Annotated in this window: 23 protein-coding genes and 1 tRNA gene; 9 read left to right on the top strand and 15 right to left on the bottom strand. The window is 32.7% G+C overall.

Features of this window, described 5'->3' with window-relative positions; all coding sequences use genetic code 11:
- From AC15TD_RS02835 to AC15TD_RS02805, 7 genes are all read left to right on the top strand, one after another.
- Positions 1-820, top strand: an 820-nt coding sequence (locus AC15TD_RS02835) for an asparaginase (protein WP_484450625.1), incomplete at its 5' end; no start/stop codon positions are given.
- A gap of 75 nt (positions 821-895) precedes the next feature.
- Positions 896-983 (top strand) — tRNA-Ser (locus AC15TD_RS02830).
- Positions 984-1,056: 73 nt separating this feature from the next.
- Positions 1,057-1,827 (top strand): MotA/TolQ/ExbB proton channel family protein, encoded by a 771-nt coding sequence (locus AC15TD_RS02825; RefSeq protein WP_484450624.1) that lies wholly within the window; start codon positions 1,057-1,059, stop codon positions 1,825-1,827.
- Between the two features lie 84 nt (positions 1,828-1,911).
- Positions 1,912-2,286 (top strand): hypothetical protein, encoded by a 375-nt coding sequence (locus tag AC15TD_RS02820; protein WP_484450623.1) that lies wholly within the window; start codon positions 1,912-1,914, stop codon positions 2,284-2,286.
- Positions 2,287-2,290: 4 nt separating this feature from the next.
- On the top strand, positions 2,291-2,878 hold the full coding sequence (locus AC15TD_RS02815; protein ID WP_484450622.1) for an ExbD/TolR family protein: 588 nt from the start codon (positions 2,291-2,293) through the stop codon (positions 2,876-2,878).
- Between the two features lie 23 nt (positions 2,879-2,901).
- On the top strand, positions 2,902-3,378 hold the full coding sequence (locus AC15TD_RS02810) for an ExbD/TolR family protein (protein WP_484450621.1): 477 nt from the start codon (positions 2,902-2,904) through the stop codon (positions 3,376-3,378).
- Positions 3,379-3,464: 86 nt separating this feature from the next.
- Complete coding sequence (locus AC15TD_RS02805; protein WP_484450620.1) at positions 3,465-4,154, top strand: porin family protein; 690 nt, start codon at positions 3,465-3,467, stop codon at positions 4,152-4,154.
- Here the strand turns inward: AC15TD_RS02805 and AC15TD_RS02800 are convergent.
- The 13 genes from AC15TD_RS02800 to AC15TD_RS02740 form a co-directional block, all read right to left on the bottom strand.
- Entirely contained in the window at positions 4,149-4,754 is a 606-nt protein-coding gene (locus tag AC15TD_RS02800; RefSeq protein ID WP_484450619.1) for a hypothetical protein, read from the bottom strand. The two genes, AC15TD_RS02805 and AC15TD_RS02800, sit on opposite strands and share 6 nt — an antisense overlap.
- Positions 4,754-6,214, bottom strand: a complete 1,461-nt coding sequence (gene rpoN / locus AC15TD_RS02795; protein ID WP_484450618.1) for an RNA polymerase factor sigma-54 — start codon at positions 6,212-6,214, stop codon at positions 4,754-4,756. The genes AC15TD_RS02800 and rpoN overlap by 1 nt, the downstream gene beginning before the upstream one ends.
- 82 nt (positions 6,215-6,296) lie before the next feature.
- Entirely contained in the window at positions 6,297-7,730 is a 1,434-nt protein-coding gene (gene asnS / locus AC15TD_RS02790; protein ID WP_484450617.1) for an asparagine--tRNA ligase, read from the bottom strand.
- Between the two features lie 143 nt (positions 7,731-7,873).
- The gene (locus AC15TD_RS02785; RefSeq protein ID WP_484450616.1) at positions 7,874-10,282 is read right to left on the bottom strand and encodes an efflux RND transporter permease subunit; all 2,409 of its coding nucleotides are present in this window, start codon (positions 10,280-10,282) and stop codon (positions 7,874-7,876) included.
- A 59-nt stretch (positions 10,283-10,341) separates the two neighbouring features.
- Positions 10,342-11,613: a hypothetical protein gene (locus tag AC15TD_RS02780; protein ID WP_484450615.1), complete on the bottom strand. Its 1,272-nt coding sequence runs from the start codon at positions 11,611-11,613 to the stop codon at positions 10,342-10,344.
- 56 nt (positions 11,614-11,669) lie between these two features.
- The gene (gene frr / locus AC15TD_RS02775) at positions 11,670-12,224 is read right to left on the bottom strand and encodes a ribosome recycling factor (RefSeq protein WP_484450614.1); all 555 of its coding nucleotides are present in this window, start codon (positions 12,222-12,224) and stop codon (positions 11,670-11,672) included.
- A gap of 46 nt (positions 12,225-12,270) precedes the next feature.
- The gene (pyrH, locus tag AC15TD_RS02770) at positions 12,271-12,978 is read right to left on the bottom strand and encodes a UMP kinase (RefSeq protein ID WP_484450613.1); all 708 of its coding nucleotides are present in this window, start codon (positions 12,976-12,978) and stop codon (positions 12,271-12,273) included.
- Positions 12,979-13,178: 200 nt separating this feature from the next.
- Positions 13,179-14,153, bottom strand: coding sequence for a translation elongation factor Ts (gene tsf, locus AC15TD_RS02765; protein ID WP_484450612.1), 975 nt, complete (start codon positions 14,151-14,153; stop codon positions 13,179-13,181).
- 84 nt (positions 14,154-14,237) lie between these two features.
- The gene (gene rpsB, locus AC15TD_RS02760) at positions 14,238-15,128 is read right to left on the bottom strand and encodes a 30S ribosomal protein S2 (RefSeq protein WP_484450611.1); all 891 of its coding nucleotides are present in this window, start codon (positions 15,126-15,128) and stop codon (positions 14,238-14,240) included.
- Between the two features lie 165 nt (positions 15,129-15,293).
- Positions 15,294-15,680, bottom strand: a complete 387-nt coding sequence (gene rpsI / locus AC15TD_RS02755) for a 30S ribosomal protein S9 (RefSeq protein WP_484450610.1) — start codon at positions 15,678-15,680, stop codon at positions 15,294-15,296.
- The gene (gene rplM, locus AC15TD_RS02750; RefSeq protein ID WP_166962755.1) at positions 15,680-16,135 is read right to left on the bottom strand and encodes a 50S ribosomal protein L13; all 456 of its coding nucleotides are present in this window, start codon (positions 16,133-16,135) and stop codon (positions 15,680-15,682) included. Before rplM ends, rpsI begins: the two co-directional genes overlap by 1 nt.
- Positions 16,136-16,434: 299 nt before the next feature.
- On the bottom strand, positions 16,435-17,202 hold the full coding sequence (locus tag AC15TD_RS02745) for a patatin-like phospholipase family protein (protein WP_484450609.1): 768 nt from the start codon (positions 17,200-17,202) through the stop codon (positions 16,435-16,437).
- A 222-nt stretch (positions 17,203-17,424) separates the two neighbouring features.
- Positions 17,425-17,751 (bottom strand): hypothetical protein, encoded by a 327-nt coding sequence (locus AC15TD_RS02740; RefSeq protein WP_484450608.1) that lies wholly within the window; start codon positions 17,749-17,751, stop codon positions 17,425-17,427.
- 261 nt (positions 17,752-18,012) lie between these two features.
- Between AC15TD_RS02740 and AC15TD_RS02735 the strand changes: the two genes are divergently transcribed.
- Positions 18,013-19,965 carry a YgiQ family radical SAM protein gene (locus tag AC15TD_RS02735; RefSeq protein ID WP_484450607.1) on the top strand — a complete coding sequence of 651 codons (1,953 nt, stop codon included), beginning with the start codon at positions 18,013-18,015 and terminating at the stop codon, positions 19,963-19,965.
- Between the two features lie 88 nt (positions 19,966-20,053).
- Here the strand turns inward: AC15TD_RS02735 and polA are convergent, their stop codons facing one another.
- Positions 20,054-22,900, bottom strand: coding sequence for a DNA polymerase I (gene polA, locus AC15TD_RS02730; RefSeq protein ID WP_484450606.1), 2,847 nt, complete (start codon positions 22,898-22,900; stop codon positions 20,054-20,056).
- Positions 22,901-22,972: 72 nt separating this feature from the next.
- Entirely contained in the window at positions 22,973-23,965 is a 993-nt protein-coding gene (locus AC15TD_RS02725; protein ID WP_484450605.1) for an isoaspartyl peptidase/L-asparaginase family protein, read from the bottom strand.
- A gap of 199 nt (positions 23,966-24,164) precedes the next feature.
- Between AC15TD_RS02725 and AC15TD_RS02720 the strand changes: the two genes are divergently transcribed.
- Positions 24,165-24,887: a copper homeostasis protein CutC gene (locus AC15TD_RS02720; RefSeq protein WP_484450604.1), complete on the top strand. Its 723-nt coding sequence runs from the start codon at positions 24,165-24,167 to the stop codon at positions 24,885-24,887.
- Positions 24,888-24,898: the final 11 nt, after the last annotated feature.

Raw genomic sequence — 24,898 nt, 5'->3', positions numbered from 1 at the left:
GATTGCCGAAATAATTGAATCAAATTATAAAAATTTTGATGGATTTGTCGTCTTACATGGAAGTGATACTATGAGTTATACAGCTTCTGCATTGAGTTTTATGTTAGAAAATTTATCAAAACCAGTTGTTTTTACAGGTTCTCAATTACCAATTGGAGATTTACGTACAGATGCTAAAGAGAATTTAATTACATCAATTCAAGTCGCATCATTACATAGTAAAAATAAACCTGTAATTAAAGAGGTGTGCTTGTATTTTGAATATAAATTATACAGAGCCAATAGAACTACTAAAATTAACGCAGAGCATTTTGAAGCTTTTGCATCATTAAATTACCCAGATTTAGCTGAATCTGGTGTGCATTTAAAAGTTAATCATGAACATTTATTTAAACCTCAATTAAAAAAAGCCTTAAAAGTTCATAAATATTTAGATAATAACATTGCACTTATAAAATTATTTCCGGGTATTTCGGAAGTTTTATTAAAAAACATATTAAACACACCTCAATTAAAAGGGGTTATTTTAGAAACTTATGGGGCTGGTAACTGTACAACCGAAAGATGGTTTATTAAGTTGCTTCAAGAAACCATAAAGAAAGGTATTCATATTATTAATATTACACAATGTTCGGGTGGTAGTGTTATTATGGGACACTATGAAACTAGCCAAAAATTAAAAAAAATAGGAGTCATTTCGGGAAAAGACATTACTACAGAGGCTGCAACAAGTAAATTAATGTATTTATTAGGAAATAAAATCGCTTCTAAGATGTTCAAAACCATGTATGAAACCTCCTTACGAGGAGAAATGTCTTAAAATTAACGGTTAAAGTTTTATCATTTAACAAATTTTTTGTTATTTCATGCCCTGTAATTAAACAAACTGAATTACAGAGAGGTGGCCGAGTGGTCGAAGGCGCACGCCTGGAAAGTGTGTATACGTCAAAAGCGTATCGAGGGTTCGAATCCCTTCCTCTCTGCTGTTATTTTTATATTTAATTACTTTTTTTTTATATCTTTAACACTTTAACTAATAAAATTAAGATCTAGAACATGAAAAGATTATTTTCTATCCTAGCCATTGCAGGTATAATGGCTTTCGGAACTGTTAATGCAGCTACAAATGCAAGTACAACAGCAACAACAACCGTTACAACGATGACCCAAGATGATGATGCTGCTCCTGCAGAAGAGCTTGGTTTCCATCAAGAATTAAAAAAGCGTTTCATTGAAGGAGGTCCAGGCTTCATGGGAATTGTATTATTATGTTTAATACTTGGATTAGCTATTGCAATTGAAAGAATTATCTTTTTAAACCTTTCTACAACTAATACAAAAAAATTAACATCTGATGTAGAAGAAGCTTTATCTTCTGGAGGCATAGATGCTGCAAAAGAAGTTTGCCGCAATACTAAAGGGCCCGTTGCATCCATTTATTATCAAGGATTAGACAGGACCGATGAAGGTTTAGACGCTGTAGAAAAAGCGGTAGTAGCTTATGGAGGTGTTCAAATGGGACAATTAGAAAAAAATGTATCTTGGATTTCATTATTTATTGCATTAGCTCCAATGTTAGGGTTCATGGGAACAGTAATTGGTATGATTCAAGCATTTGATAAAATTGAGGCTGCTGGTGATATGCAACCATCACTTGTTGCTGGAGGTATTAAAGTAGCTCTTTTAACAACTGTATTTGGTTTAGTTGTGGCTATTATACTTCAAATTTTCTATAATTATATTATTGCTAAAATTGATAGTATTGTTAATGATATGGAAGATGCTTCTATTACATTAATGGATTTACTTATCAGACAAAAAAAGTAATAATTTAAAAACATATTTATAATGAAAAAATTATCAACTATATTAGTTGGAATTGTAGGCGTTCTTTCAATCATCTTTCTTGTTATGATAATAGGAACGGGTGATGATGCCATCAAAGCTGGCGAATCTAGCGGTACTGTTAATACATTTATGTATATAGCTTATGCTATTTTAATTGTTACCATAGCTTTGGTGCTTTTATTCACTTTGAAAGGATTGTTTACAAATACAGCTACATTAAAAAGTACCTTGATAGGAGCTGGTGCCTTTTTAGCCGTTTTACTTATTGCATATTTAGTTTCTGGTGGAGATACGAGGGAGTATTTTTACAATGGCATAGTGGCGACAGAAGGAGAATCGCAGATGGTAGGAGCAGGACTTACAGCCTTTTATATATTAATGAGTACATCTGTTGTTGTAATGTTATTATCAGGAGTAAAAAAACTATTTAATAAATAAAATTATGGCAAAAAGAGCAGCACCAGAAGTTAATGCAGGCTCCATGGCCGACATTGCGTTTTTACTATTAATATTTTTCTTAGTAACAACAACTATTGAGACCGATACGGGTATTAACCGTAAACTTCCTCCAATGGAAGAGAATGAGGAAGATGTTATTATCAAAGAGAAAAATATCTTTACTGTATTACTAAATGGTAAAGACCAATTGCTCGTTGAGGATGAACGTATGGAATTAAAAGACATAAGAAAAGCTGCCGTTGAATTTTTAGATAATGGTGGTGATGGTAGCTGTGATTACTGTCGTGGCAAAAAAGACCCATCGTCTTCTGATAATCCTGATAAAGCCATTATTTCATTGAAGAACGACAGAGAAACATCTTATAAAATGTATATCTCAGTTCAAAACGAATTAGTGGCAGCGTATAATGAACTTAGAAATAAGAGAGCTCAGTCTTTATACGGAAAGTCTTTTATCGAAATGCAAGCAAATTACGATAACGTAAACTGGGTAGGCAATAAAACGAAGTTGAAGGAGCAAATAGATAAAATAAAGATAGAGTATCCTCAAAAACTTTCGGAAGTACAATAATTTAAAATTTAACACATTGATATATGGGTAAATTTAATAAGAAAAAAGAAGGTGGAGTGCCGGCTATTTCTACAGCATCGTTACCAGATATTGTATTCATGTTATTATTCTTTTTTATGGTAGCAACTGTAATGAGAGAAAATACATTGATGATTAAGAATAACTTACCATATGCAGATCAAGTTGAGAAACTTGATAAAAAGGATTTGGTAATGTATATTTATGCTGGAAAACCTAGTGATGCTTATAAGCATTTTGGTACGGAGCCAAAAATTCAATTAAATGACAAGTTTGCTAATATTACAGATATTGCAGCATTTATATCTCAAGAACGCGCTTCTAAAAGAGAAGAATTAGTTCCATTTTTAACGACTGCTTTAAAAGTAGATCAAGATGCTAATATGGGAATAGTAGGAGATATTAAACAAGAATTACGAAAAGTAAACGCATTAAAAATTAATTATACCACTAAAAAAGGTAATGTTTTTGATAGACGTTAAATCCTAAATCTTAATTTTATATTAGAAAAAAGGCATTTTGAGTTATCAAAATGCCTTTTTTGTGATTTTTACAGATTCTTAGATACATGAAGAATTTATTTTTTTTATTTTTTTTTATAGTGTTTCAAGTTTCTTTTTCTCAAGAAATAGAAAACAGGTCTATTGATTCATTGTACAAGGAAGATCAATTTTATGCTGGAGTCACGTATAATATTTTAGGAAACAAACCAGATAATTTATCTCAAAATGGATTTTCGTTAGGGTTTTATCTAGGGTTTATTAAGGATATGCCATTAAATAAAAAACGAAATATAGCAATAGGAGTTGGTCTAGGGTATTCAGCGAATTCATTTAATCAAAATTTACAAATTTCTCAAGATGTTTCAGGAGTATATCGTTATTCTATTTTAGAGGATGATAATACCTATACGAAAAACAAGTTTTCCAATCATTTAATTGAATTACCAATAGAGTTTAGATGGCGTACCTCTAACGCAACTAAATATGAGTTTTGGAGAATTTATACGGGGTTTAAGGTAAGTTATCTGTTTGCAAATACAAGTAAATATGTGGGAGAACCAAATGTAAATAATTACAACGGAATAGATGACTTTAATAAATTTCAATACGGATTATCTCTTTGCGCCGGTTACAATACATGGAATTTTTATGTGTATTATGCTTTGAATCCTATTTTTTCTAATAACGTTGAGTTAGACGGGCAACATTTAGACATCAATGCTATTAAAATAGGCCTTATGTTCTATGTTTTATAACCAGTATTTTAGCAGTATGAGTTGGGGAATAAAACCAATGAAGAATCCAATTATAAGTTCAATACTTGTATGAGCCTTTACGTGTAATCTTGAAGTAGCAACAGCACCGGTAATTATAGACATAATAGCCAACGTACCATTTATATTAATGCTAAAGTGAATGCTTAAGGCTATAAAAAACATAAACAAACCTGCTATGGATATCATATGTATGCTAGCTTTAAATTTTAAAATGGCTAAAATAAGACAGGCCATGGTAGATATTAAAATACCCACAAAAAAATAATATAATTCAATAATTTGACTTGAAGATAAAATTCTATTTAAAACTAATAGAACAACCATACAATTAACGAGTAAAGGAAATATACGTTCCTTGGTATTTTCTAAATAAATAGATTTTACCTTGCCTAAAGTCTTTAATAGAAAATACAGTAAAATAGGTAATATTATGGTAAGTATGGATAGTGAAATTAATTTCGCTTGTATGATTTGTAAAGGAATATACCTTGGAGATTTTATAAAATAAAAAATGACGCCAAGTAAAGGAATAATAAGTGGATGAAAAATGAACGAAATACTTTTTAAAAGACGATTCATTATATTTTTTTACGTAATCTAGCAACAGGAATGTCTGATTGCTCTCTGTATTTAGCTACAGTCCTTCTTGCTATCGGATATCCCTTTTCTTTTAATATAGCAGCCAAAGTTTCATCTGTCAATGGTTTTCTTTTGTCTTCTTCTTCAATAACGGTTTCAAGAATCTTTTTAATTTCTCTGGTAGAAACATCTTCACCCTGATCGTTTTTCATAGACTCAGAAAAGAATTCTTTTATTAGTTTAGTTCCGTAAGGCGTGTCAACATATTTACTGTTGGCCACTCTTGAAACTGTTGAAACATCCATGTCAATTTCATCGGCAATATCCTTTAAAATCATGGGTTTTAAGCTGCGTTCATCACCTGTTAAAAAATACTCACTTTGATAATGCATAATCGAACTCATGGTAACAAATAAAGTTTGTTGCCGCTGTTTAATGGCTTCAATAAACCATTTTGCTGCGTCTAACTTTTGTTTGATAAAAACAACAGCATCTTTTTGAGAACTCGATTTATCTTTAGAATCTTTATAGCCTTTTAGCATATTATGATACTCTCTAGAAACATGAAGTTCAGGTGCATTTCTACCATTAAGGGTGAGTTCTAACTCGCCATCAACAATTTTAATAGCAAAATCGGGTACAATATGCTCTACAATTCTATTATTGCCAGAATAAGAACCACCAGGCTTCGGGTTTAAGTGTTCAATTTCTGAAATAGCACCTTTTAATTGTTCTTCAGAAATATCAAATTTCTGAATAAGCTTTTGGTAATGTTTTTTCGTAAACTGCTCAAAAGCAGAATCTATTATCTTAATAGCTAACTCAACATTAAATGTTTTTTCTTTTCTGTGTAATTGAATACTCAAACACTCTTGAAGATTTCTGGCACCAACGCCACCAGGATCTAACTCATGAACTATTTTTAAAAGATGTTCTATTTTATCTTCTGTTGTGTAGATGTTTTGAGTAAAAGCAAGGTCATCCATGATGTCTGAAAGCGATCTGCGGATGTAACCACTATCATCAACACTTCCAACTAAAAACTCTGCAATATCACGCTCATCGTCCGAAAGGCGATAGGTGTTTAGTTGATTTATTAAATATTGAGTGAATGATGTTCCAGAAGCATATGGCATTGTTTTTTCTTCATCATCAGCGCTATAATTATTACTTTGCGTTCTATATTCAGGAATTTCGTCATCACTTAAATATTCATCAACATTAATATCTTCCGTGTTTATGGATTCGGTATCATCAAAATCATCTGAAGAGTTATCTAAATCTGAGTCATAATCATTTTCAATATCCTCTTTACCTCCTTCAAGGGCGGGATTTTCTTCTAGTTCTTGCTTAAGACGTTGTTCAAAAGCTTGCGTTGGCAACTGAATCAATTTCATTAATTGAATCTGTTGCGGTGACAATTTTTGCGAAAGTTTAAATTGTAACTGTTGCTTAAGCATATTGAATAATTGGTTTATATAAAAGTAAAAAAACTATATTAAAAACCTACTTGAATTTTAAACCAAATAGAGGTTGTATACACTAGAATTCTGCGTTTTGTGGTGTTCTTGGAAATGGAATTACGTCTCTAATATTTGTCATTCCTGTTGCAAACATAACTAAACGCTCAAACCCAAGACCAAATCCAGAATGCACAGCCGTACCATATTTACGAAGGTCTAAATACCACCATAATTCTTTTTCATCAATATCTAAGGCAGCCATTTTTTCTTTGAGAACTTCTAAACGCTCTTCACGTTGAGAACCACCAACCATTTCACCAATGCCTGGGAATAGAATATCCATAGCTCTAACCGTTTTGCCGTCTTCATTTAAACGCATGTAAAAGGCTTTAATGTTAGCCGGGTAATCAAATAAAATAACAGGACATTTAAAGTGTTTTTCAACTAGAAAACGTTCATGCTCACTTTGTAAATCTGAGCCCCACTCTTTTATGATATATTTAAATTTCTTTTTCTTATTTGGCGCGCTATTTTTAAGTATATCTATCGCTTCAGTATAACTTACACGTTTAAAGTTGTTATCGATTATGAAATTTAATTTTTCAATTAGACTCATGTCGCTCCGCTCGGCTTGAGGTTTTGTTTTTTCCTCATCTAACAACCTTTTTTCTAAAAAATTTAAATCATCACGGTTGTTATCTAAAACATATTTTAAAACATATTTTAAAAAAGCCTCAGCTAAATCCATATTTCCAGCTAAATCCATAAAGGCTACTTCGGGTTCAATCATCCAAAACTCTGCTAAATGCCTAGAAGTATTTGAGTTTTCAGCTCTAAACGTCGGTCCAAATGTATAGACCTTACCAAGAGACATGGCATAGGTTTCTGCTTCTAACTGCCCCGAAACCGTTAGATTCGTTTCTTTTCCAAAAAAATCTTCAGAATAATTAACCTTTCCTTCTTCTGTTAAAGGCGGATTTTTTGCATCTAAATTAGTTACTCTAAACATTTCACCAGCACCTTCGGCATCACTTCCCGTAATAATTGGGGCATGCATATAATAAAAACCATTGTCGTTAAAATATTTATGAATGGCGAAAGATAACGAAGAGCGCAACCTCATTACGGCACTAAACGTATTTGTTCTGGTGCGCAAATGAGCATTTTCTCTTAAAAACTCAAACGAGTGTTTTTTAGGTTGAATAGGAAATGTTTCTGGATCAGAATCTCCTAAAATAGTAATAGACTTTACTATAATTTCTACGTTTTGCCCTCTACCTTGACTTTCTACTAATTCTCCTTTAATATGAACAGAAGCACCAGTAGTAATGCGTTTTAAAATAGCTTCATCTGTATTTTCAAAATCTACAACACACTGGATATTATTTATAGTTGAACCATCATTTAATGCAATAAAGCGATTGGCTCTAAAAGTTCTTACCCAACCTTTAATTTCTACTTCAGGTAGTATGGTATTTTTAGTTAATAATTCTGAAATGGTATGTGATGTCATTACTGTTAAATTTTAAAGTGCAAATATAAAGGTTTCATCTGTTAATATTTTTTTTTTTTAAAAGTCAGAGGTAATGTCCAAATGATTGTTTTGGTTTCATCAATTTCAAAAATCAACCCAAAATATAACTTGACGATTAAAATTTAGCTTTTAAAGTCTTCTTCTTCTTCTTCTTCCTCATCATCGGGAATAATATTGATTGCTGGTTCTTTCAACACATTTTTATTAGCAATACTTCTTTCTAGCGAAAGTAGTAACGAAGGTAAAAGAATGAGGTTTGATAACATAGCAAATAACAGCGTAACAGATACTAATGCGCCTAATGCAACAGTACCACCAAAATTTGAAATGGTGAATACGGAAAATCCAAAAAACAAAACGATTGAAGTGTAAAACATACTCACACCGGTTTCTCTTAAGGCAGCGTATACCGACTTTTTAATTCTCCAATGGTTAGCTTGTAATTCTTGTCTGTATTTTGCTAAAAAGTGAATGGTGTCATCTACGGAAATTCCGAAGGCAATACTAAAAACTAATATCGTTGATGGTTTTATAGGAACACCTAAATATCCCATTAAACCTGCAGTAATTAATAAAGGTAATAGGTTAGGAATAAGAGATACAATAATCATTTTAAAGGACCTAAAGAGATAAGCCATAAATAATGAAATTAAAAATATGGCAAGCGTAAGTGATATGGCAAGATTTTTTACTAAGTATTTTGTGCCTTTTTGAAACACCAGTGCTTTACCAGTCATAGTGACATTATATTGTTTTTCTGGAAAAACATTGTTTATTTTATTCTGAATATTTTCCTCAATATACTCCATCTTATCAGTACCAATATCTTTCATAAAGGTGGTAATACGTGCATATTGACCTGTGCTATCAACAAAGTTTTTAAACAAACCTACGTCTGAGGTTGAGTTTTTAGCATACGATAAAATAAAACTATTCTCTTGTGATGTAGGTAACTGGTAATGTTTTGGGTTCCCATTGTAATAAGCCTGTTTCGAATATTTCACTAAACTTACCACAGATATTGGTCTTGACAATTCTGGTATTTCAATAATTAACCCCTCAAGTTCATTCATGCGTCTTAAAGTAGATAATTTCATGACGCCTTTTTTACGTTTCGTGTCTACCATAATTTCTAAAGGCATAATGCCATTAAATTCCTCTTCAAAAAAGCGAATGTCTTTAAAAAAATCAGCATTTTTAGGCATATCCTCGATTAAACTTCCTGAAATCTTAATTTGATAGATCCCTATAAAACTCAAAATAATGAGCAACACAGCTGTGGCATAAATAGCAATATGTTTTTGCTTAACTATACGTTCTATCCAGTCGACAAAATATCCAATCCAACGTCTATTTAAATGCTCTAAATGGCGCTCTTTCGGATAAGGTAAGAAAGAATATAATATTGGAATAATTAGTATACATAAAATAAAAATGGCTAAGATGCTTAATGATGCTACGGTACCAAACTCTTTTAATAATTTACTTTCCGTTAAAATAAATGTTGCAAATCCAGATGCTGTTGTTACGTTGGTCATTAATGTAGCATTACCAATTTTTGTGATAACACGTTGTAGTGATTTTACTTTATTACCATGAAGTTTTACTTCGTGTTGATATTTATTAATTAAAAATATACAGTTTGGAATTCCAATTACAATAATTAAGGGAGGAATCAACGCTGTTAAAACGGTAATCTCATAATTTAATAGCCCTAGAATACCAAAGGTCCACATCACTCCAGTACAAACTACTATAAGCGATATTAAGGTGGCTCTAAACGATCTAAAAAAGAAAAAGAAAATGAGCGATGTTACTAGTAAGGCAGCTATAATAAACAACCCTATTTCATCAATAATATTCTGTGAGTTTAAAGTTCGGATGTAAGGCATTCCTGAGACTCTAACGTCTAAATTGTTTGCATCTTCAAATGCTTTTATCTTAGGTTGTAATACAGAAATTACAAAATCTTTTCTAGCAGAGGTGTTTACAATATCTTTATTTAAATAAATTGCAGTTCTTATGGTTTTTGTTTCTTTATTAAACAAAAAATTGTCATAAAAAGGATATTTTTTAAACAAATCATGTTCTAGAGTTTCTATTTGTTGCATTGTGGCAATAGAATCTTTTATAAAGGGCTCTAGAACAAATTTTTCATTTACATTATCTTTAACAAGTTTTTGAAGATCTTTTATTGAAACTACCATTTCAACGCCTTCTTGCTTTTTAAAGTCGTCCGATAGTTTATTCCAAGCGTTCAGTTTTTCAACAGTAAAAAGTGTTGAATCTTTAACTCCTAAAACAATAAGATTACCTTCTTCGCCAAACTTATCTAGAAAGTTATTGTAAGTCACATTTACCTCGTGATCATCAGGTAATAAGTTGGCTTCTGTATAGGTAAACCTCATATTTTCCCACTGAAAGCTGAAGAATACTGTAACAGAAATAAGACCAAGTAGAATGACTATTTTATTTCTTAAAATGAGTCTTGCAATGATGTCCCAAAAATCTTTTGTAAAAAGTTTTAACATGTTTTGTATAAAAGATGCGCAAAGGTAGAAAAAACAACGTATTAGAAATGATTATAGTGTTATAATGTTACGTTAAATGTGAACTTCAAAGCAACATTATCGCCAATTGTTGGCAGATGGTATGCCCCATAACGATACGTGAAACTTAAACCAAAACCAAAAAATAGTTTATTCAATTCAAATCCAGATTCTGTATATCCTTTGTTTAAAGAATTAAAAGTAATATTTTGATGTCTTTCTGTGTTTTTTATATCACCTATTGCATATCTTGAAATTATGACTAATTGAGGTTTAAATCGCGCTGAGATTCTAAAGGGTTTAAAAAAATGCTTTAATTGAAATGTAGTAAATCTATCTGAAAAGAATTCATTAAAAAACATGGTTTCAAAACTATTAATACCTGCGACTGAAAAACGTTGCAGAATGGTTTCTTTGTTAATGTTATTTGGATATGCGTGATATAAATGCGTTAACGGTGTTTCTCCGCTAGTTGTTCCGGAGACTACTGTTAATTCTGAAAGTGACTTATTAGCATGGTTTATTTGATGGATTGCTCTAAAATCAAGTTTTGAGAAATTAAAATCTCCATCAATCAACCCATTGATACTTTTTGTGTATTGTAATGTGAATTTAGGATACCCATTTACGGTTTTTTGATATCTGTTATTTGATAAAATATATCTGTCAAACGGACTCCACTGTAACGATGTTTTTATTGTGCTTACATGAAAAGAGTCATAGTTATTCCTATTAATTAAAAAGTTATAATTGTAAGTTGGTACAATATAACTTGTTGCTAATTGTGTTTCTGTTTGAAGATTAGGACTAAATTCATGTTCTAAGGAAATTGCTCTAGTTGTATGTTTATGAAATAAGCTAATATTTAATAAACGTGGTTCAAATAATTGAAATTGACGCTTGTCTGTAAGAAAAGCAGAACTACCTGACTCTTGTAAATCATCCGTATATGATGCGTTTAACCACGTATTTGTTCTTTCTCCTAATCTTAAACTTGTACCGAAACTATATTTAAATCGATGGTCTCTAAACCCATATACCACATAGGAATTTAATTTTAGTTTTTCTGAAAAAGCATCATTCGTTATGCCGCCAAGGCCTGTTCTTAAGGCTTCATATTGGTTGTATTTTATAAGGTATTTTAAATCGAAGTTAAAATATTTAGTAGGGAAGTAGCCATTATTAAGTTGTTTTAAAAACTCCTTTTTTTTTATGGTGTCTTGTTTAGAGGCTTCCTTATTTTCTAAAATAGGTTGAGAATGCAAAACACAAGAAAAAAACACAATGTAAATAAAGGTGCTGAGTTTTACCATCAATGCAAAAAAAAGTTAATGTTAAAAAAAAAGCGACATTTTAGTCGCTTCTCAAATTATACAGTCATAATTTCTTTCTCCTTGACTTCAAGAATATCATCAATTGTTTTAACATACTTGTCTGTCAAATTTTGTATATCAATTTCTGCATTTTTCTGTAAATCTTCTGAGACGTCCGATTTTTTAATATCGCTGTTGGCATCTTTTCTAGCACTTCTAACACCAATTTTAGCATCTTCTGCCTCCGCTTTAGCTTGCTTTGCTAAATTCTTTCTACGTTCCTCAGTTAAGGGAGGTACATTGATGATAATTGTTTCACCATTATTCATTGGGTTAAGACCTAAATTAGCCACCATGATCGCTTTTTCAATCTCTTGAAGCATACTTTTTTCCCAAGGTTGTACTGTAATGGTTCTTCCATCAGGTGTATTAACATTGGCAACTTGATTTAGAGGTGTCTGCGAGCCGTAATAATCAACCATTACGCTTCCAAGCATGGCGGGACTAGCTTTTCCTGCCCTAATATTTACAAATTGTTTTTCTAAATGCTTAATAGCATTATCCATGGCTTCTTTAGCTGTGTCCAATATGAATTGTATATCTTCATTCATCACTAATAACTTTAATTTTCAATTAATATAAAAAAAATGCCTTAGATTAGCAATTAACTTCAGTACCAATATTTTCTCCAGAAACAACTTTTAAAAGATTTCCTTTTTTATTCATATCAAATACAATAATAGGTAAATCGTTTTCTTGGCTAAGTGTGAATGCAGTTGTATCCATAACTTTTAATCCTTTTTTAAGAACTTCATCAAAAGAAATACTATTAAATTTTATCGCTTTTGCATCTTTTTCTGGATCGACATTATAAATTCCATCAACACGTGTTCCTTTTAAAATAACATCAGCTTCAATTTCAATAGCTCTTAAAACGGCAGCAGAATCTGTTGTGAAGTATGGATTTCCTGTGCCACCTCCAAAAATAACAACACGTCCTTTTTCAAGGTGTCGCATGGCTCTTCTTCTAATAAAAGGTTCAGCAACTTCGTTAATTTTTATGGCAGACTGCAACCTTGTAGGGATTCCTGCATTTTCTAAAGCACTCTGTAAGGCTAAACCATTAATAACAGTTGCTAACATGCCCATATGGTCTCCTTGAACTCGATCCATACCTTTGCTAGCTCCAGAAACACCTCTAAAGATGTTTCCACCACCAATAACTATAGCAACTTCAACACCTTGGTCTGTAATCGTTTTTACATCTTCTGCATATTCGGCTAAACGTTCTGGGTCTATACCATATTGACGACTTCCCATTAAGGCTTCGCCAGATAATTTAAGTAGGATTCTTTTGTACTTCATAATGTGCTTTAACGTTTAACAAAACTAATCAATTTTTTGTTGTTTACCGAAGACCAATTTATCAAAATGACAGTGAGTAGATAAAATTTAAATATGATCTTAATTTGTTTGAGATCTTTTGTTATAAAAAAAAGCCATTATACTTCAAAGTATAATGGCCTATCTTATTTAAGTACCCAATGAAAAGGGCTTGTAATTAATTATCCAACAGTAGCTCTTTTAAAACCTGTAACTTCAACGTCTCCATAAGATGCTACGTATTTAGCAACATTTATTTTCTCATCTTTAATAAAGTTTTGATCTAATAAACATTTTTCTTGGTCAAGTGTTGTGTTATCAGAAATAAAACGTTCCATTTTTCCTGGTAAAATTCTATCCCAGATTTGTTCTGGTTTTCCTTCAGCTTTTAACTCAGCTTTAGCATCTTCTTCAGCTTGCGCTATTACCTCTGGAGTTAATTGCGCCATCGAAATATATTTAGGTACGTTTTTAAGTGTTTTACCTAAACGACCTAATTCAATATTATCTTTTTCAATTACAGCAATTCTAGCTTCAGTTTCCGAAGCAATAAATGCAGGGTCAAAATCTTTATAAGATAAGGTAGTAGCACCCATTGAAGCCACCTGCATTGCTACATCCTTAACTAGAGTTTCAACATTGTCTACCTTTGCAGAAAGACCAACTAAAGCAGCAATTTTATTAATATGTACATAATACCCAACGTAAGGAGCTTCTAATTTCTCAAAACTAGTAATATCTAGTTTTTCACCAATAACCCCAGTTTGCTCAGTTAATTTGTCAGCAACTGACATACCGCCAAAATCTGCCGCTAAAAATTCTTCTTTAGTAGCGCAATTTAGAGCTACTTCAGCGAATTGATTAGCCAAGGCTATAAAGTTCTCGTTTTTACCAACAAAATCAGTTTCACAACCTAATACAATAGCAACACCAGTTGTTTGGTCGTCATTAATTTTAGCAATAGCAGCACCTTCAGAAGAGTCTCTATCAGCTCTTTTTTCGGCAACTTTTTGTCCTTTTTTACGTAAAACTGCAATAGCTTTATCAAAATCTCCTCCAGCTTCAACTAGAGCTTTTTTGCAGTCCATCATTCCTGCACCCGTAGCTTGTCTAAGTTTATTTACTTCTGCGGCAGTTATTTTTACTGTAGATTCCATATGTTTTAAATTTAAAAAAGTCGCTCAATTGATTTCTATGAAGAAAATAATTAAACGACTTATGTATGCTTTATTAGTTTTTAATTATTCTTCTTCGTCAGCTGCAACTTTTTTAGTTTTAGCTTTTGGAGTTTCTTTTTTAGCTGGTTTTTCAACTGTTTCTTTAGTCGTTTTTTCAACTACTTTTTCAGTTGTTTCCTCAACTACTTTTTCCGTTTCTTTTTTAGCTGTTTTTTTAGTTACAACTTTTTCATTTAAATCTGAACCTTCATCGGAAGCATCTTTTTCTGCTTTACGTTCTGCTAATCCTTCAGATATTGCAGATGTTACGTGAGATAAAATTTTATCTATTGATTTAGAAGCGTCATCGTTTGCAGGTATTACATAATCAACTTGACGCGGGTCTGAGTTGGTATCTACCATTGCAAAAATTGGAATGTTTAATTTTTGAGCCTCTTTAATCGCGATATGTTCACGTTTAATATCTACAACAAATAAAGCACCTGGTAAACGTGTCATATCACTAATAGAACCTAAGTTTTTCTCTAACTTAGCTCTTAAACGGTCAACTTGTAAACGCTCTTTTTTAGAAAGCGTCATGAACGTTCCGTCTTTCTTCATCCTATCAATTGATGCCATTTTTTTAACAGCTTTTCTAATAGTAACAAAGTTAGTTAACATACCACCTGGCCACCTTTCTGTGATGTAAGGCATGTTGATATCTCCTGCTTTTTCAGCAACAATATCTTTTGCTTGCTTTTTTGTAGCAACAAATAAAATTTTACGACCAGAGTTAGCAATTTTGCTAAGCGCTGCCCCTGCTTCTTCTATTTTAGCTGCTGTTTTATAAAGATTAATAATATGGATACCGTTACGCTCCATATATACGTAAGGAGCCATGTTTGGATCCCATTTACGTGTTAGGTGACCGAAGTGTACACCTGCTTCAAGTAATTCTTTTACTTCTACTGCCATTTTTGTAATAGTTTACGTTCTGTTGAATTAGCAATGATTAAGTGGTCATTTTTAAAAATTCGCCTTAATCATTTAGATGCTAAACTAAATCCTGTCTTTTGGACTAGGACAACAATAACTTGTTTAAAATTTTGTTTTTTGTTGAAAGTGAATTCAACGATAATATTAACGTTTTGAGAATTGGAATTTTTTACGCGCTTTTTTCTGTCCGAATTTTTTACGCTCTACCATTCTAGGGTCCCTTGTTAATAAACCTTCTGGTTTAAGTGTTAATCTGTTTTCAGCATCAATCTCACACATTGCGCGAGAAAGGGCTAAACGAACAGCTTCTGCTTGTCCAGTAATACCACCTCCATATACATTTACTGTAATATCAAAGTTGTCGTCATTGTTAGTCAAAACTAAAGGTTGCTTTACTTTGTACTGTAAGGTAGCTGTAGTAAAGTAATTAGCTAAGTCTTTTTTATTAATTGTAATGTTGCCTTTTCCTGGAGCAACATAAGCACGAGCAACAGCCGTCTTTCTACGGCCAATTTTGTGAATTACATCCATTATTTGAATTCGTTTAAATTAATTGTTTCTGGTTTTTGTGCAGCATGAGCATGCTCTGAACCAACAACAACTGTTAGATTACGGAATAAATCTGCCCCTAATTTGTTTTTAGGCAACATTCCTTTAACTGATTTTTCTACTACTCTTGCAGGATCTTTTCCAAACAATTCTGTAGCAGTTAAACTTCTTTGACCTCCAGGATAACCTGTGTGACGAATGTACGTTTTATCGTTCCATTTGTTACCAGATAAACTGATTTTTTCTGAGTTGATAACAATTACGTTATCACCACAATCAACGTGAGGTGTGAAGTTTGGCTTGTGTTTGCCTCTTAAAAGTTTTGCAACTTTAGAAGCTAAACGACCAAGCGCCTGACCTTCAGCATCAACTAAAACCCACTGTTTGTTTACAGTAGCTTTGTTTGCTGAAATCGTTTTGTAGCTTAATGTGTCCACACTTATTATTTTTTCTAATTAAACATTCCTCTCTCAAAAAGAGTTTGCAAATTTACGATAATCTATGTGATTACCAAATAGTCAAGTGGTAATTTTTTTGATAAGTGAGTGAATGTCTTTTTAAAGCTTAAAACTGTTGAACTAATTGAGGTCTTATTAGAATTTTTTAGTCCATTAATAAGAGTATTTTTATTAAAAAAAATCAAATGAGATTTCTGTAATTTTTATGAATAAAAGTTTGTAGAAAAAGCTATTTAAAATTTAAGTTTTCTTTTAAGGTTGTAGATGCCATCTTGAAGCTAATTCATTTTTTTATTAAGTTTCGCTTTTTTAAATGATTTTTTAGCATCTTCATAGCCTTTGGTCATGAGGTCTTCTACTTGGTCTATATCAGATCTATTAAATGATGATAAATCTGGTCGAATCAATATATCAGCATTTTTAGTCTGTAGTTTCGTAGATTGTTTCATAATAAAATGAAAGCTATTTAAAATGACATCTAGAATATTATTTGGTTTTTGATAGGTATGCTTGGCATTTAAATCAATGCCGATAATAAAATTTGCTCCCATTTCTTTTACTGTATTTATGGGTACATTTTCAACAATTCCACCGTCAAGTAACATATTGTCATCGCTCTCTACCGGTATGAATATTCCAGGAATCGATGTGCTCGCCATAACGGCTTTAGCAACAGATCCTTTATTTAAAACTACTTTTTCGCCATTTCCAGCATTTGTTGCAATGATAGTTAAAGGGATTTTAGCATCTTCTATTTGTGCGTCACCAATATGTTTCACAATGAGGTCACCTAATTTTTTATTTGAAAGTAACCCATAGCGTGAAAGTGATATATTTGTAATATCTATCCACGTTAATTCTGATGCAATATCCTCAATATCTTTGTGGTTTTTCCCAAAAGCATAAAATGCTGCAACAAAGGCTCCTATACTGGTTCCGGAAATATAATCAATCTTAAGCTCAATATCATTGATAGCTCTCAGTACTCCTACGTGAGCAGCACCTAAAACTGCTCCACCTCCAAGGGCTAGTCCTATTTTTCTCATTTATTTTTTATTATTGGTTGCAAGAGGGTTTCGAATGCTTCATTAAGTAAAAATTCAAAAAGATTTGACACATTAACCAAAGATAACAAATATGTAGAATCATTTTCCTTCAAAGAAATTCTAATCGATATAATGAGTTAATGACATAAATATATGGTTTTTGAGTTTTTGTGATTATTGGATACTTTAACTAGTTGATTTTCGTATTTAATATAAACCCATCTAATTTTCATCTTTTTTTCTATTATAATGAAAGTCTTTTTTATACCAAACAGTTCCTTCATAATAATATAGTTTATCCATTTGTGTATTCCAATCACCTGGGACCATAAGTTGATAACTTGTATCAAAAACATACTCAATAAGATAAGATGGTGATTGCATTTTTTTATTAATAAAAAAACCATTGTTTCTTGGTTGCATTCTATGGTTGTAATAACCGTTCTCAAGTGGATCGACAATAATATCCCAAAGCCCATTTAATGATGTCTTTTCTCTGTTATCAATATTTTGTAACAGATTTGCAAACGCTAACTCCTGAGCATACATAATATAACTTAAGCATGAAAAAATAATATTAAAAGGGTTCTTGAAATTTTCATATTTAGATGGATTGTTCTTGGATTAAATGAAAATTGGAAGATTAAAAGTAATAAAAAAATTACTTCTTTTATTTGCGTAATAGTTTTCAAAATACTCAATTTTAAAAAAGTCTAATTTATTTGAACTCCTTTACAGGATTAATAGATTAAAGGTTTACTCATAATAAATAAACTGTAGGAGTTGATTTTTGTCTATTTTTGCAATGCTATGCAAGAATTAAAACTTTCAGATTGGTTGCCTACCACAAACAAAGAGGTTAAAATACGCGGTTGGGATGCACTAGATGTTATTCTATTTAGTGGTGACGCTTATGTAGATCATCCATCGTTTGGACCAGCAGTTATTGGTCGAATTTTAGAAAGTTATGGTTTGCGTGTTGCGTTGGTACCACAACCTAATGTGAATGATAATCTTCAAGATTTTGTTAAAATGGGCGCTCCAAAGTTGTTTTTTGGAGTAACTGGGGGGTGTATGGATTCTATGCTTAGCAACTATAATGCAAATAAGAAGCGCAGAGATAAAGATGCGTATACACCTAATGGAGATATTGGTTTTAGGCCAGATTATGCAGTAACGGTTTATTCTAATATTTTAAAGGAAAAATGGCCAGATGTGCCTGTTTTAATTGGTGGGATTGAAGGATCTTTGCGTCGTGTAACCCATTACGATTATTGGAGTGATAAATTGATGCCATCTATTTTAGAAAGTTCTAAAGCAGATATGTTGGTGTATGGTATGGGTGAACAGCCTTTGCGCGAGGTCGTCCGTTTGCTTCAAAAAGGGGTGCCGTTTTCTAATTTAAACACTATAGAACAAACCGCTATTTTAGTTGATTCTAATGAAAAAGTTCCTAAAAATAGCAATTGGGAAGATATTACAATAAAATCTCATGAAGCGTGTTTAAAGGATAAAAAAGCTTATGCTTCTAATTTTAAGATTATAGAACAAGAATCTAATAAGTTAGCAGCACGCCGTATTTTTCAGAAAGTAGGTGATAAGATGTTGATTATAAATCCGCCATATCCTACAATGACGGAAGCCGAAATTGATGCGTCTTTTGAGTTGCCTTATACACGTTTGCCGCACCCCAAATACAATAAGCGAGGACCTATTCCTGCGTATGAAATGATTAAGTTTTCCATTAACGTTCATAGAGGTTGTTTTGGAGGCTGTAGTTTTTGTACTATTTCTGCGCATCAAGGTAAGTTTATTGCTTCTCGTAGTCAGGAATCTATTTTAAGAGAGGTTGATACAGTGGCAAATATGCCAAATTTTAAAGGTTACTTATCTGATATTGGTGGACCAAGTGCTAATATGTATAAGATGAAAGGTAAGGTACAGTCTATTTGCGATAAATGTGTAGCACCTAGTTGTATTTCGCCAGTTATTTGCAGCAATTTAGATACATCTCATAAGCCTTTAACTGATTTATACAAAGCGGTTGATAGTCATCCGAAAGTTAAAAAATCGTTTATAGGAAGTGGTATTCGCCATGATATGCTGGTGCCAGAATTCAATAAAAATGCGGATCCAAAAGAACTTGATGATTATACCGAAGAGGTAATGACAAAGCATGTTTCTGGTCGACTTAAAGTAGCGCCAGAACATACTAGTGACCCTGTTTTGAAATTAATGCGAAAACCGTCATTTACGTATTTCCATAAGTTTAAAGAGCGTTTTGATAAAATTAATATTAAGCATAAGTTGAAGTTACAGCTGATACCTTATTTTATTTCGAATCATCCTGCTTGTGAAGTGGAGGATATGGCAAATTTAGCAGCCGAAACTAAAGATATGGGATTTCAGTTAGAGCAAGTACAAGGTTTTACACCAACACCTATGACGGTTGCTACAGTTATATATTATAGCGGCTATCATCCTTACACACTTCAAAAAGTAAAAACACCAGTTACTAAAAAAGAAAAGGATGAACAACATCGTTTTTTCTTTTGGTATAAAGATGAAAATAAAGCCTGGATTAAAAACACGCTTAATAAGTTGGGACGTCAAGATTTATTAAAAGTACTGCTGCCAGAAAAAAATGAGAAGTGGCGTAAAAATAAACCTCAAGGTGAACCAAAGAATACTTATGATGATGCCATTCCTTTTAATAAACGAAAAGATAAAGCTAAGTTTCGGAGTAAGAAGAATCGACGATAGCTTTTTGAATTACAATATTCATTTTTAAAATTACCAAACCTCCAACCCAAGATACGCCATTATAAAAAAATTGATGTTAAAAAACCCTTTAATGCGCCTCCAACCAATTATTACCAACGCCCAAATCAACATCTAATGGGACTTCAAGTTTATATGCGTGTTCCATTTCGGTTTTCACCAAGGTTTTAATGCTTTCAAGTTCTGGTTTATAGACATCAAACACCAATTCATCATGTACTTGTAATAGCATTTTAGTTTTATAATTACTGGCTTCTAATTTATCAAAAATACGAATCATAGCAATTTTAATAATATCTGCTGCACTACCTTGAATAGGTGCATTTACGGCATTACGTTCTGCTGCCCCGCGCACAACGGCATTTCTGGAATTAATATCTTTTAAATATCGACGCCTTCCTAAAACGGTTTGCACATACCCGTTTTCTCGAGCAAAATTAATTTGATTATTAATATATTGTCTTAATTTAGGATAGGTTTCATAATAGGTATCAATTAATTCTTTTGACTCACTTCGTGTTAAATCGGTTTGATTACTTAAACCAAAGGCCGAAACTCCATAAATTATACCAAAGTTTACGGTTTTGGCGTTGCTACGTTGTTCGCGTGTCACGTCATTTAAAGGGATATTAAACACTTTTGAAGCGGTGCTTGCATGAATATCTTCACCATTTTTAAAGGCTTGAATCATTGTTTCTTCCTCGCTTAAGGCAGCAATAATGCGCAGTTCTATTTGAGAATAATCTGCAGCTAAAAGCGTATAATTTTCATCTCTTGGAATAAAGGCTTTTCTAACTTGCCTTCCGCGTTCTGTACGAATCGGAATGTTCTGTAAATTAGGATTGTTACTACTTAAACGACCTGTGGCAGCAACGGTTTGCATATAATCGGTATGAACTCTGCCTGTTATGGCTTCTACTTGGTTTGGCAAGGCATCAACATAGGTGCTTTTTAATTTAGAAAGTCCGCGATACTCCAAAATATCTTTAACAATGTCATGTTCTTTTGCCAAATAACTTAAAATATCTTCTCCAGTTGCATATTGACCTGTTTTGGTTTTTTTAGGTTTATCAACTAGTTTTAGTTTATCAAAAAGAATATCTCCTAATTGTTTTGGTGATGCGATATTAAATTCCTCACCAGCGGCTTTGTAAATAGACTTTTCAAGTTTAGCGATATCTATGTTGAGTTGCTCAGAAAGAGAATTTAGAAAATCTTTATCAAGATTAATACCTTCTAATTCCATAGCTGCTAATACCCGTAATAGCGGAATTTCAATCTCATCGAAAAGAGTTTGTGTATTGGCTTCGCCCAATTCTTTTTCAAAATGTTCTTTTAGTTGCAATGTGATATCGGCATCTTCAACAGCATATTCGGTTTGTTTTTCTAAAGGAACATCTCGCATTGAAAGTTGATTTTTCCCCTTTTTACCAATCAGTTCTGTTATAGAAACCGGAGTGTAATTCAAATACGTTTCCGCTAATACATCCATATTATGCCTCATATCTGGGTTTATAAGGTAATGAGCCAACATGGTGTCAAATAAAGGACCTTTTACTTTTACATTATATTTATGAAGAACTTTAATGTCGTATTTTAAATTTTGTCCAATCTTTTGAATGTTTTCATTTTCAAAAAATGGCCGTAATTGTTCAATGATTGCTTGGGCTTCCTCCCTGTTTTCAGGAAATGGCAAGTAAAAGCCTTTGCCCACTTCCCAAGAAAAAGAAATACCAACTAAAGTAGCAGTGATGGGGTTAATACCTGTGGTTTCGGTATCAAAACAAACAAAGGTTTGCTTCATTAAATTATTAATGAATAATTTCGTTGCCATACCAGAGGCTATACTTTGATAGAAATGAGAGGTCGTTTCAATGGTATTTCGGCTACTGAAATTTGCTGTAATATCTTCTTCTGAATTACCGCCAAATAAAGAAAACTGTCCGGCTCCAGCACTGGTGTTTGTAGCTTTCGTTTCTACTTTTTCTTTTTTTGATGCGTTGTCTTTTGCGATATCTGAGGCCGATTGAACTTCATTTGAAAATGTTTTTTGAAAATTGGTAAGCAACTGTCTGAATTCTAATTCTTCAAAAATTCCCGTTACTTTTTCGACATCTGGCTGGTCTAATTCAAAATCTTTAGCATCAAATTCCACAGGAACATCAAGCATGATTGTCGCTAGTTTTTTGGATAACATTCCCAATTCTTTGGCTCCTTCAACCTTTTCTTTCATTTTTCCTTTTAGCTCATGTGTGTTAGCGAGTAAGTTTTCCATGCTGCCGTATTGTGCAAGGAATTTTTTTGCTGTTTTTTCGCCAACACCCGGTAATCCTGGAATATTATCGGATGAATCTCCCATCATACCCAAAAAGTCAATAACCTGCAATGGGTTTTCTACTTCAAATTTTTTCTGAACTTCGGGGATGCCCCATGTTTCGTAACCACCGCCAAAAACGGGTCTGTACATAAAAATATTTTCAGATACTAACTGCGCAAAATCCTTATCTGGAGTCACCATAAACGTTTTGTAACCTTCTTTTTCGGCTTGTTTTGAAAGTGTTCCTATCACATCATCAGCTTCAAATCCTTCCTTAACCATAATAGGAATATGCATGGCCTTTAGGATTTGTTCAATATAAGGAACTGCTATTTTAATGGCTTCGGGTGTTTCGTCTCTGTTGGCTTTGTACGCTTCAAACATTTCAACACGGTCTACACTGCCGCCTCTATCAAAACAAACAGCCAGGTGATCTGGACGTTCACGTTTTATAACGTCTAAAAGGGAATTCATAAACCCCATAATAGCCGACGTGTCAAGACCTTTTGAATTGATTCTAGGATTTTTTATAAAGGCATAGTAGCCACGAAAAATAAGGGCATAGGCATCAACTAAAAATAGACGTTTTTGTTCTGACATATTTGAAATATTGATAGAATACCAAAACTACAAAACTTAACGCAGGTTTGAAGTAATATTTGTTAACAAGACTTAGTTTTTTAAGAAATAATTTGATTGGATTTGCTCATTTTTACCATCTTGAAATTTGGTCATACTAAACCATTGGTGAATTGAATAACTTCCTGTTTGACCTTCCTTGTTTACGGCGATATAACCCACCTGAAAGCTTTTGTAATCACTATTAGGTTTGTTGACAATCCTGCTGATAGCTTCTTCGCAAGCCTCTTGAGGCGTTTTTCCTTGTCTCATTAATTCTACTACCAAAAAGCTTCCTACTGTTTTAATGACTTCTTCACCTAAACCAGTTGCAACACATGCTCCAATTTCATTGTCTACAAATAAACCAGCACCAATAATTGGACTATCGCCAACGCGCCCACCCATTTTATAAGCCAAACCACTAGTGGTACAAGCACCAGAAATATCACCATTTTTATCTATCGCTATCATGCCTATAGTATCATGGTTTTCTATATTAATAATAGGTTTGTATGCACTTTTAACTTTCCAATCTTTCCACGCTTTTTTTGAAGCTTCTGTTAATAAATTTTCTGTTTTAAATCCTTTTGAGATGGCAAATTGTTTTGCTCCTTCACCGGCTAGCATCACGTGAGGTGTCTGCTCCATAACTTTTCTAGCAACCGATACAGCATGTGTAATATTTTGAAGATACACCACAGAACCACAATTACCATGTTTATCCATAATGCAGGCGTCTAGGGTAACGTTGCCATCTCTGTCTGGCAAACCTCCTTTGCCAACCGATTGTCCTTTTTCATTAGCTTCCTCAACCATACAACCTTGTTCAACTGCATCTAGTGCACTTCCTCCATTTTGAAGTACTTCCCAAGCTTTAGCAGTTGCGTTTTTAACATGCCAGGTAGAAACTACCATTGGTAAAACAGATTTCGCAGTATTGCGTAACCTGTTCTTATTTTTCTTTTCAAAGGAGGCCAAAAGAGGCGTAGATATAATACCAGCTGCTGTAAGCGTTGAATTTTTTAAAAACTTTCGTCTTTCCATGAATTTATTGTAATAAAAGATCTATTTTGAATAGATACATCCTTGTTTAAATGATTGGCTTTGTTTTTTACATAGAACTAAAATACCAAGATATAGATAATTAACTAGAATATTTTTATGAATATTAGTAGTTTTATATGAAAACATAACTGATGAAATTAAATAACGTATTTTCAAACGTCTTATTAAGTCATAATTTATGATAGTTGAAATTTGTGCAAATTCGTATGCTTCTGCTAGCAATGCAGAAGCAGCAGGAGCGCACCGTGTTGAATTATGCACCGAATTGGCGGTTGGAGGTATTACCCCGTCCTACGGGTTGATTAAGCAGGTTATAGAAACACTATCTATACCTGTTTTTATTTTGATACGACCAAGAAGTGGAAATTTCACATATTCTATTGAGGAATTTAATATTATGAAAAAAGATATTGAAATCTGCAAAGAGCTGGGTTGTGCAGGAATTGTTTCAGGGGTATTAAAAACAGATTTCTCAATAGATGTATTACGAACACATGAACTTGTAAAGCTCGCTAAACCTTTACCTTTTGTGTTTCATCGTGCTTTTGATTGGGTCCCGGACACTTTTAATAGTTTAAATGATTTGATTGAAATAGGAGTGCATCGTGTCTTAACATCTGGTCAAGAAGTTACCGCTTTAGAAGGTTTAATAACTTTAACAAAATTAAAAGAATACTCACAAGGAAATATAACTATATTGCCAGCTGGCGGTATATCTTTAGAAAATGCATTGAAATTCAAAAATGCTGGTTTTGAGGAAATTCATTGTTCTCTTTCTGAATTTCAATATACAAAAGGCATTCCTAAAATAAGAATGAATAGTGAAAAGCATTTTAATGAAACTGCAATTGCAATTTCTAATGTAGATAAAATAAAAGCACTGTTAGATTTATTGCACTAAGACTGACTGTA

It is taken from the genome of Yeosuana sp. (genome assembly GCF_057126245.1).
This window is presented reverse-complemented; position numbering and strand designations above follow the sequence as displayed.

Bases quoted from the DNA above. Each gene is read 5' to 3' on its own strand.
- AC15TD_RS02825 (WP_484450624.1), top strand. From the start codon at position 1,057: ATGAAAAGATTATTTTCTATCCTAGCCATTGCAGGTATAATGGCTTTC.
- AC15TD_RS02820 (WP_484450623.1), top strand. From the start codon at position 1,912: ATGATAATAGGAACGGGTGATGATGCCATCAAAGCTGGCGAATCTAGC.
- AC15TD_RS02815 (WP_484450622.1), top strand. From the start codon at position 2,291: ATGGCAAAAAGAGCAGCACCAGAAGTTAATGCAGGCTCCATGGCCGAC.
- AC15TD_RS02810 (WP_484450621.1), top strand. From the start codon at position 2,902: ATGGGTAAATTTAATAAGAAAAAAGAAGGTGGAGTGCCGGCTATTTCT.
- AC15TD_RS02805 (WP_484450620.1), top strand. From the start codon at position 3,465: ATGAAGAATTTATTTTTTTTATTTTTTTTTATAGTGTTTCAAGTTTCT.
- AC15TD_RS02800 (WP_484450619.1), bottom strand. From the start codon at position 4,754: ATGAATCGTCTTTTAAAAAGTATTTCGTTCATTTTTCATCCACTTATT.
- rpoN (WP_484450618.1), bottom strand. From the start codon at position 6,214: ATGCTTAAGCAACAGTTACAATTTAAACTTTCGCAAAAATTGTCACCG.
- asnS (WP_484450617.1), bottom strand. From the start codon at position 7,730: ATGACATCACATACCATTTCAGAATTATTAACTAAAAATACCATACTA.
- AC15TD_RS02785 (WP_484450616.1), bottom strand. From the start codon at position 10,282: ATGTTAAAACTTTTTACAAAAGATTTTTGGGACATCATTGCAAGACTC.
- AC15TD_RS02780 (WP_484450615.1), bottom strand. From the start codon at position 11,613: ATGGTAAAACTCAGCACCTTTATTTACATTGTGTTTTTTTCTTGTGTT.
- frr (WP_484450614.1), bottom strand. From the start codon at position 12,224: ATGAATGAAGATATACAATTCATATTGGACACAGCTAAAGAAGCCATG.
- pyrH (WP_484450613.1), bottom strand. From the start codon at position 12,978: ATGAAGTACAAAAGAATCCTACTTAAATTATCTGGCGAAGCCTTAATG.
- tsf (WP_484450612.1), bottom strand. From the start codon at position 14,153: ATGGAATCTACAGTAAAAATAACTGCCGCAGAAGTAAATAAACTTAGA.
- rpsB (WP_484450611.1), bottom strand. From the start codon at position 15,128: ATGGCAGTAGAAGTAAAAGAATTACTTGAAGCAGGTGTACACTTCGGT.
- rpsI (WP_484450610.1), bottom strand. From the start codon at position 15,680: ATGGATGTAATTCACAAAATTGGCCGTAGAAAGACGGCTGTTGCTCGT.
- AC15TD_RS02745 (WP_484450609.1), bottom strand. From the start codon at position 17,202: ATGAGAAAAATAGGACTAGCCCTTGGAGGTGGAGCAGTTTTAGGTGCT.
- AC15TD_RS02740 (WP_484450608.1), bottom strand. From the start codon at position 17,751: ATGTATGCTCAGGAGTTAGCGTTTGCAAATCTGTTACAAAATATTGAT.
- AC15TD_RS02735 (WP_484450607.1), top strand. From the start codon at position 18,013: ATGCAAGAATTAAAACTTTCAGATTGGTTGCCTACCACAAACAAAGAG.
- polA (WP_484450606.1), bottom strand. From the start codon at position 22,900: ATGTCAGAACAAAAACGTCTATTTTTAGTTGATGCCTATGCCCTTATT.
- AC15TD_RS02725 (WP_484450605.1), bottom strand. From the start codon at position 23,965: ATGGAAAGACGAAAGTTTTTAAAAAATTCAACGCTTACAGCAGCTGGT.
- AC15TD_RS02720 (WP_484450604.1), top strand. From the start codon at position 24,165: ATGATAGTTGAAATTTGTGCAAATTCGTATGCTTCTGCTAGCAATGCA.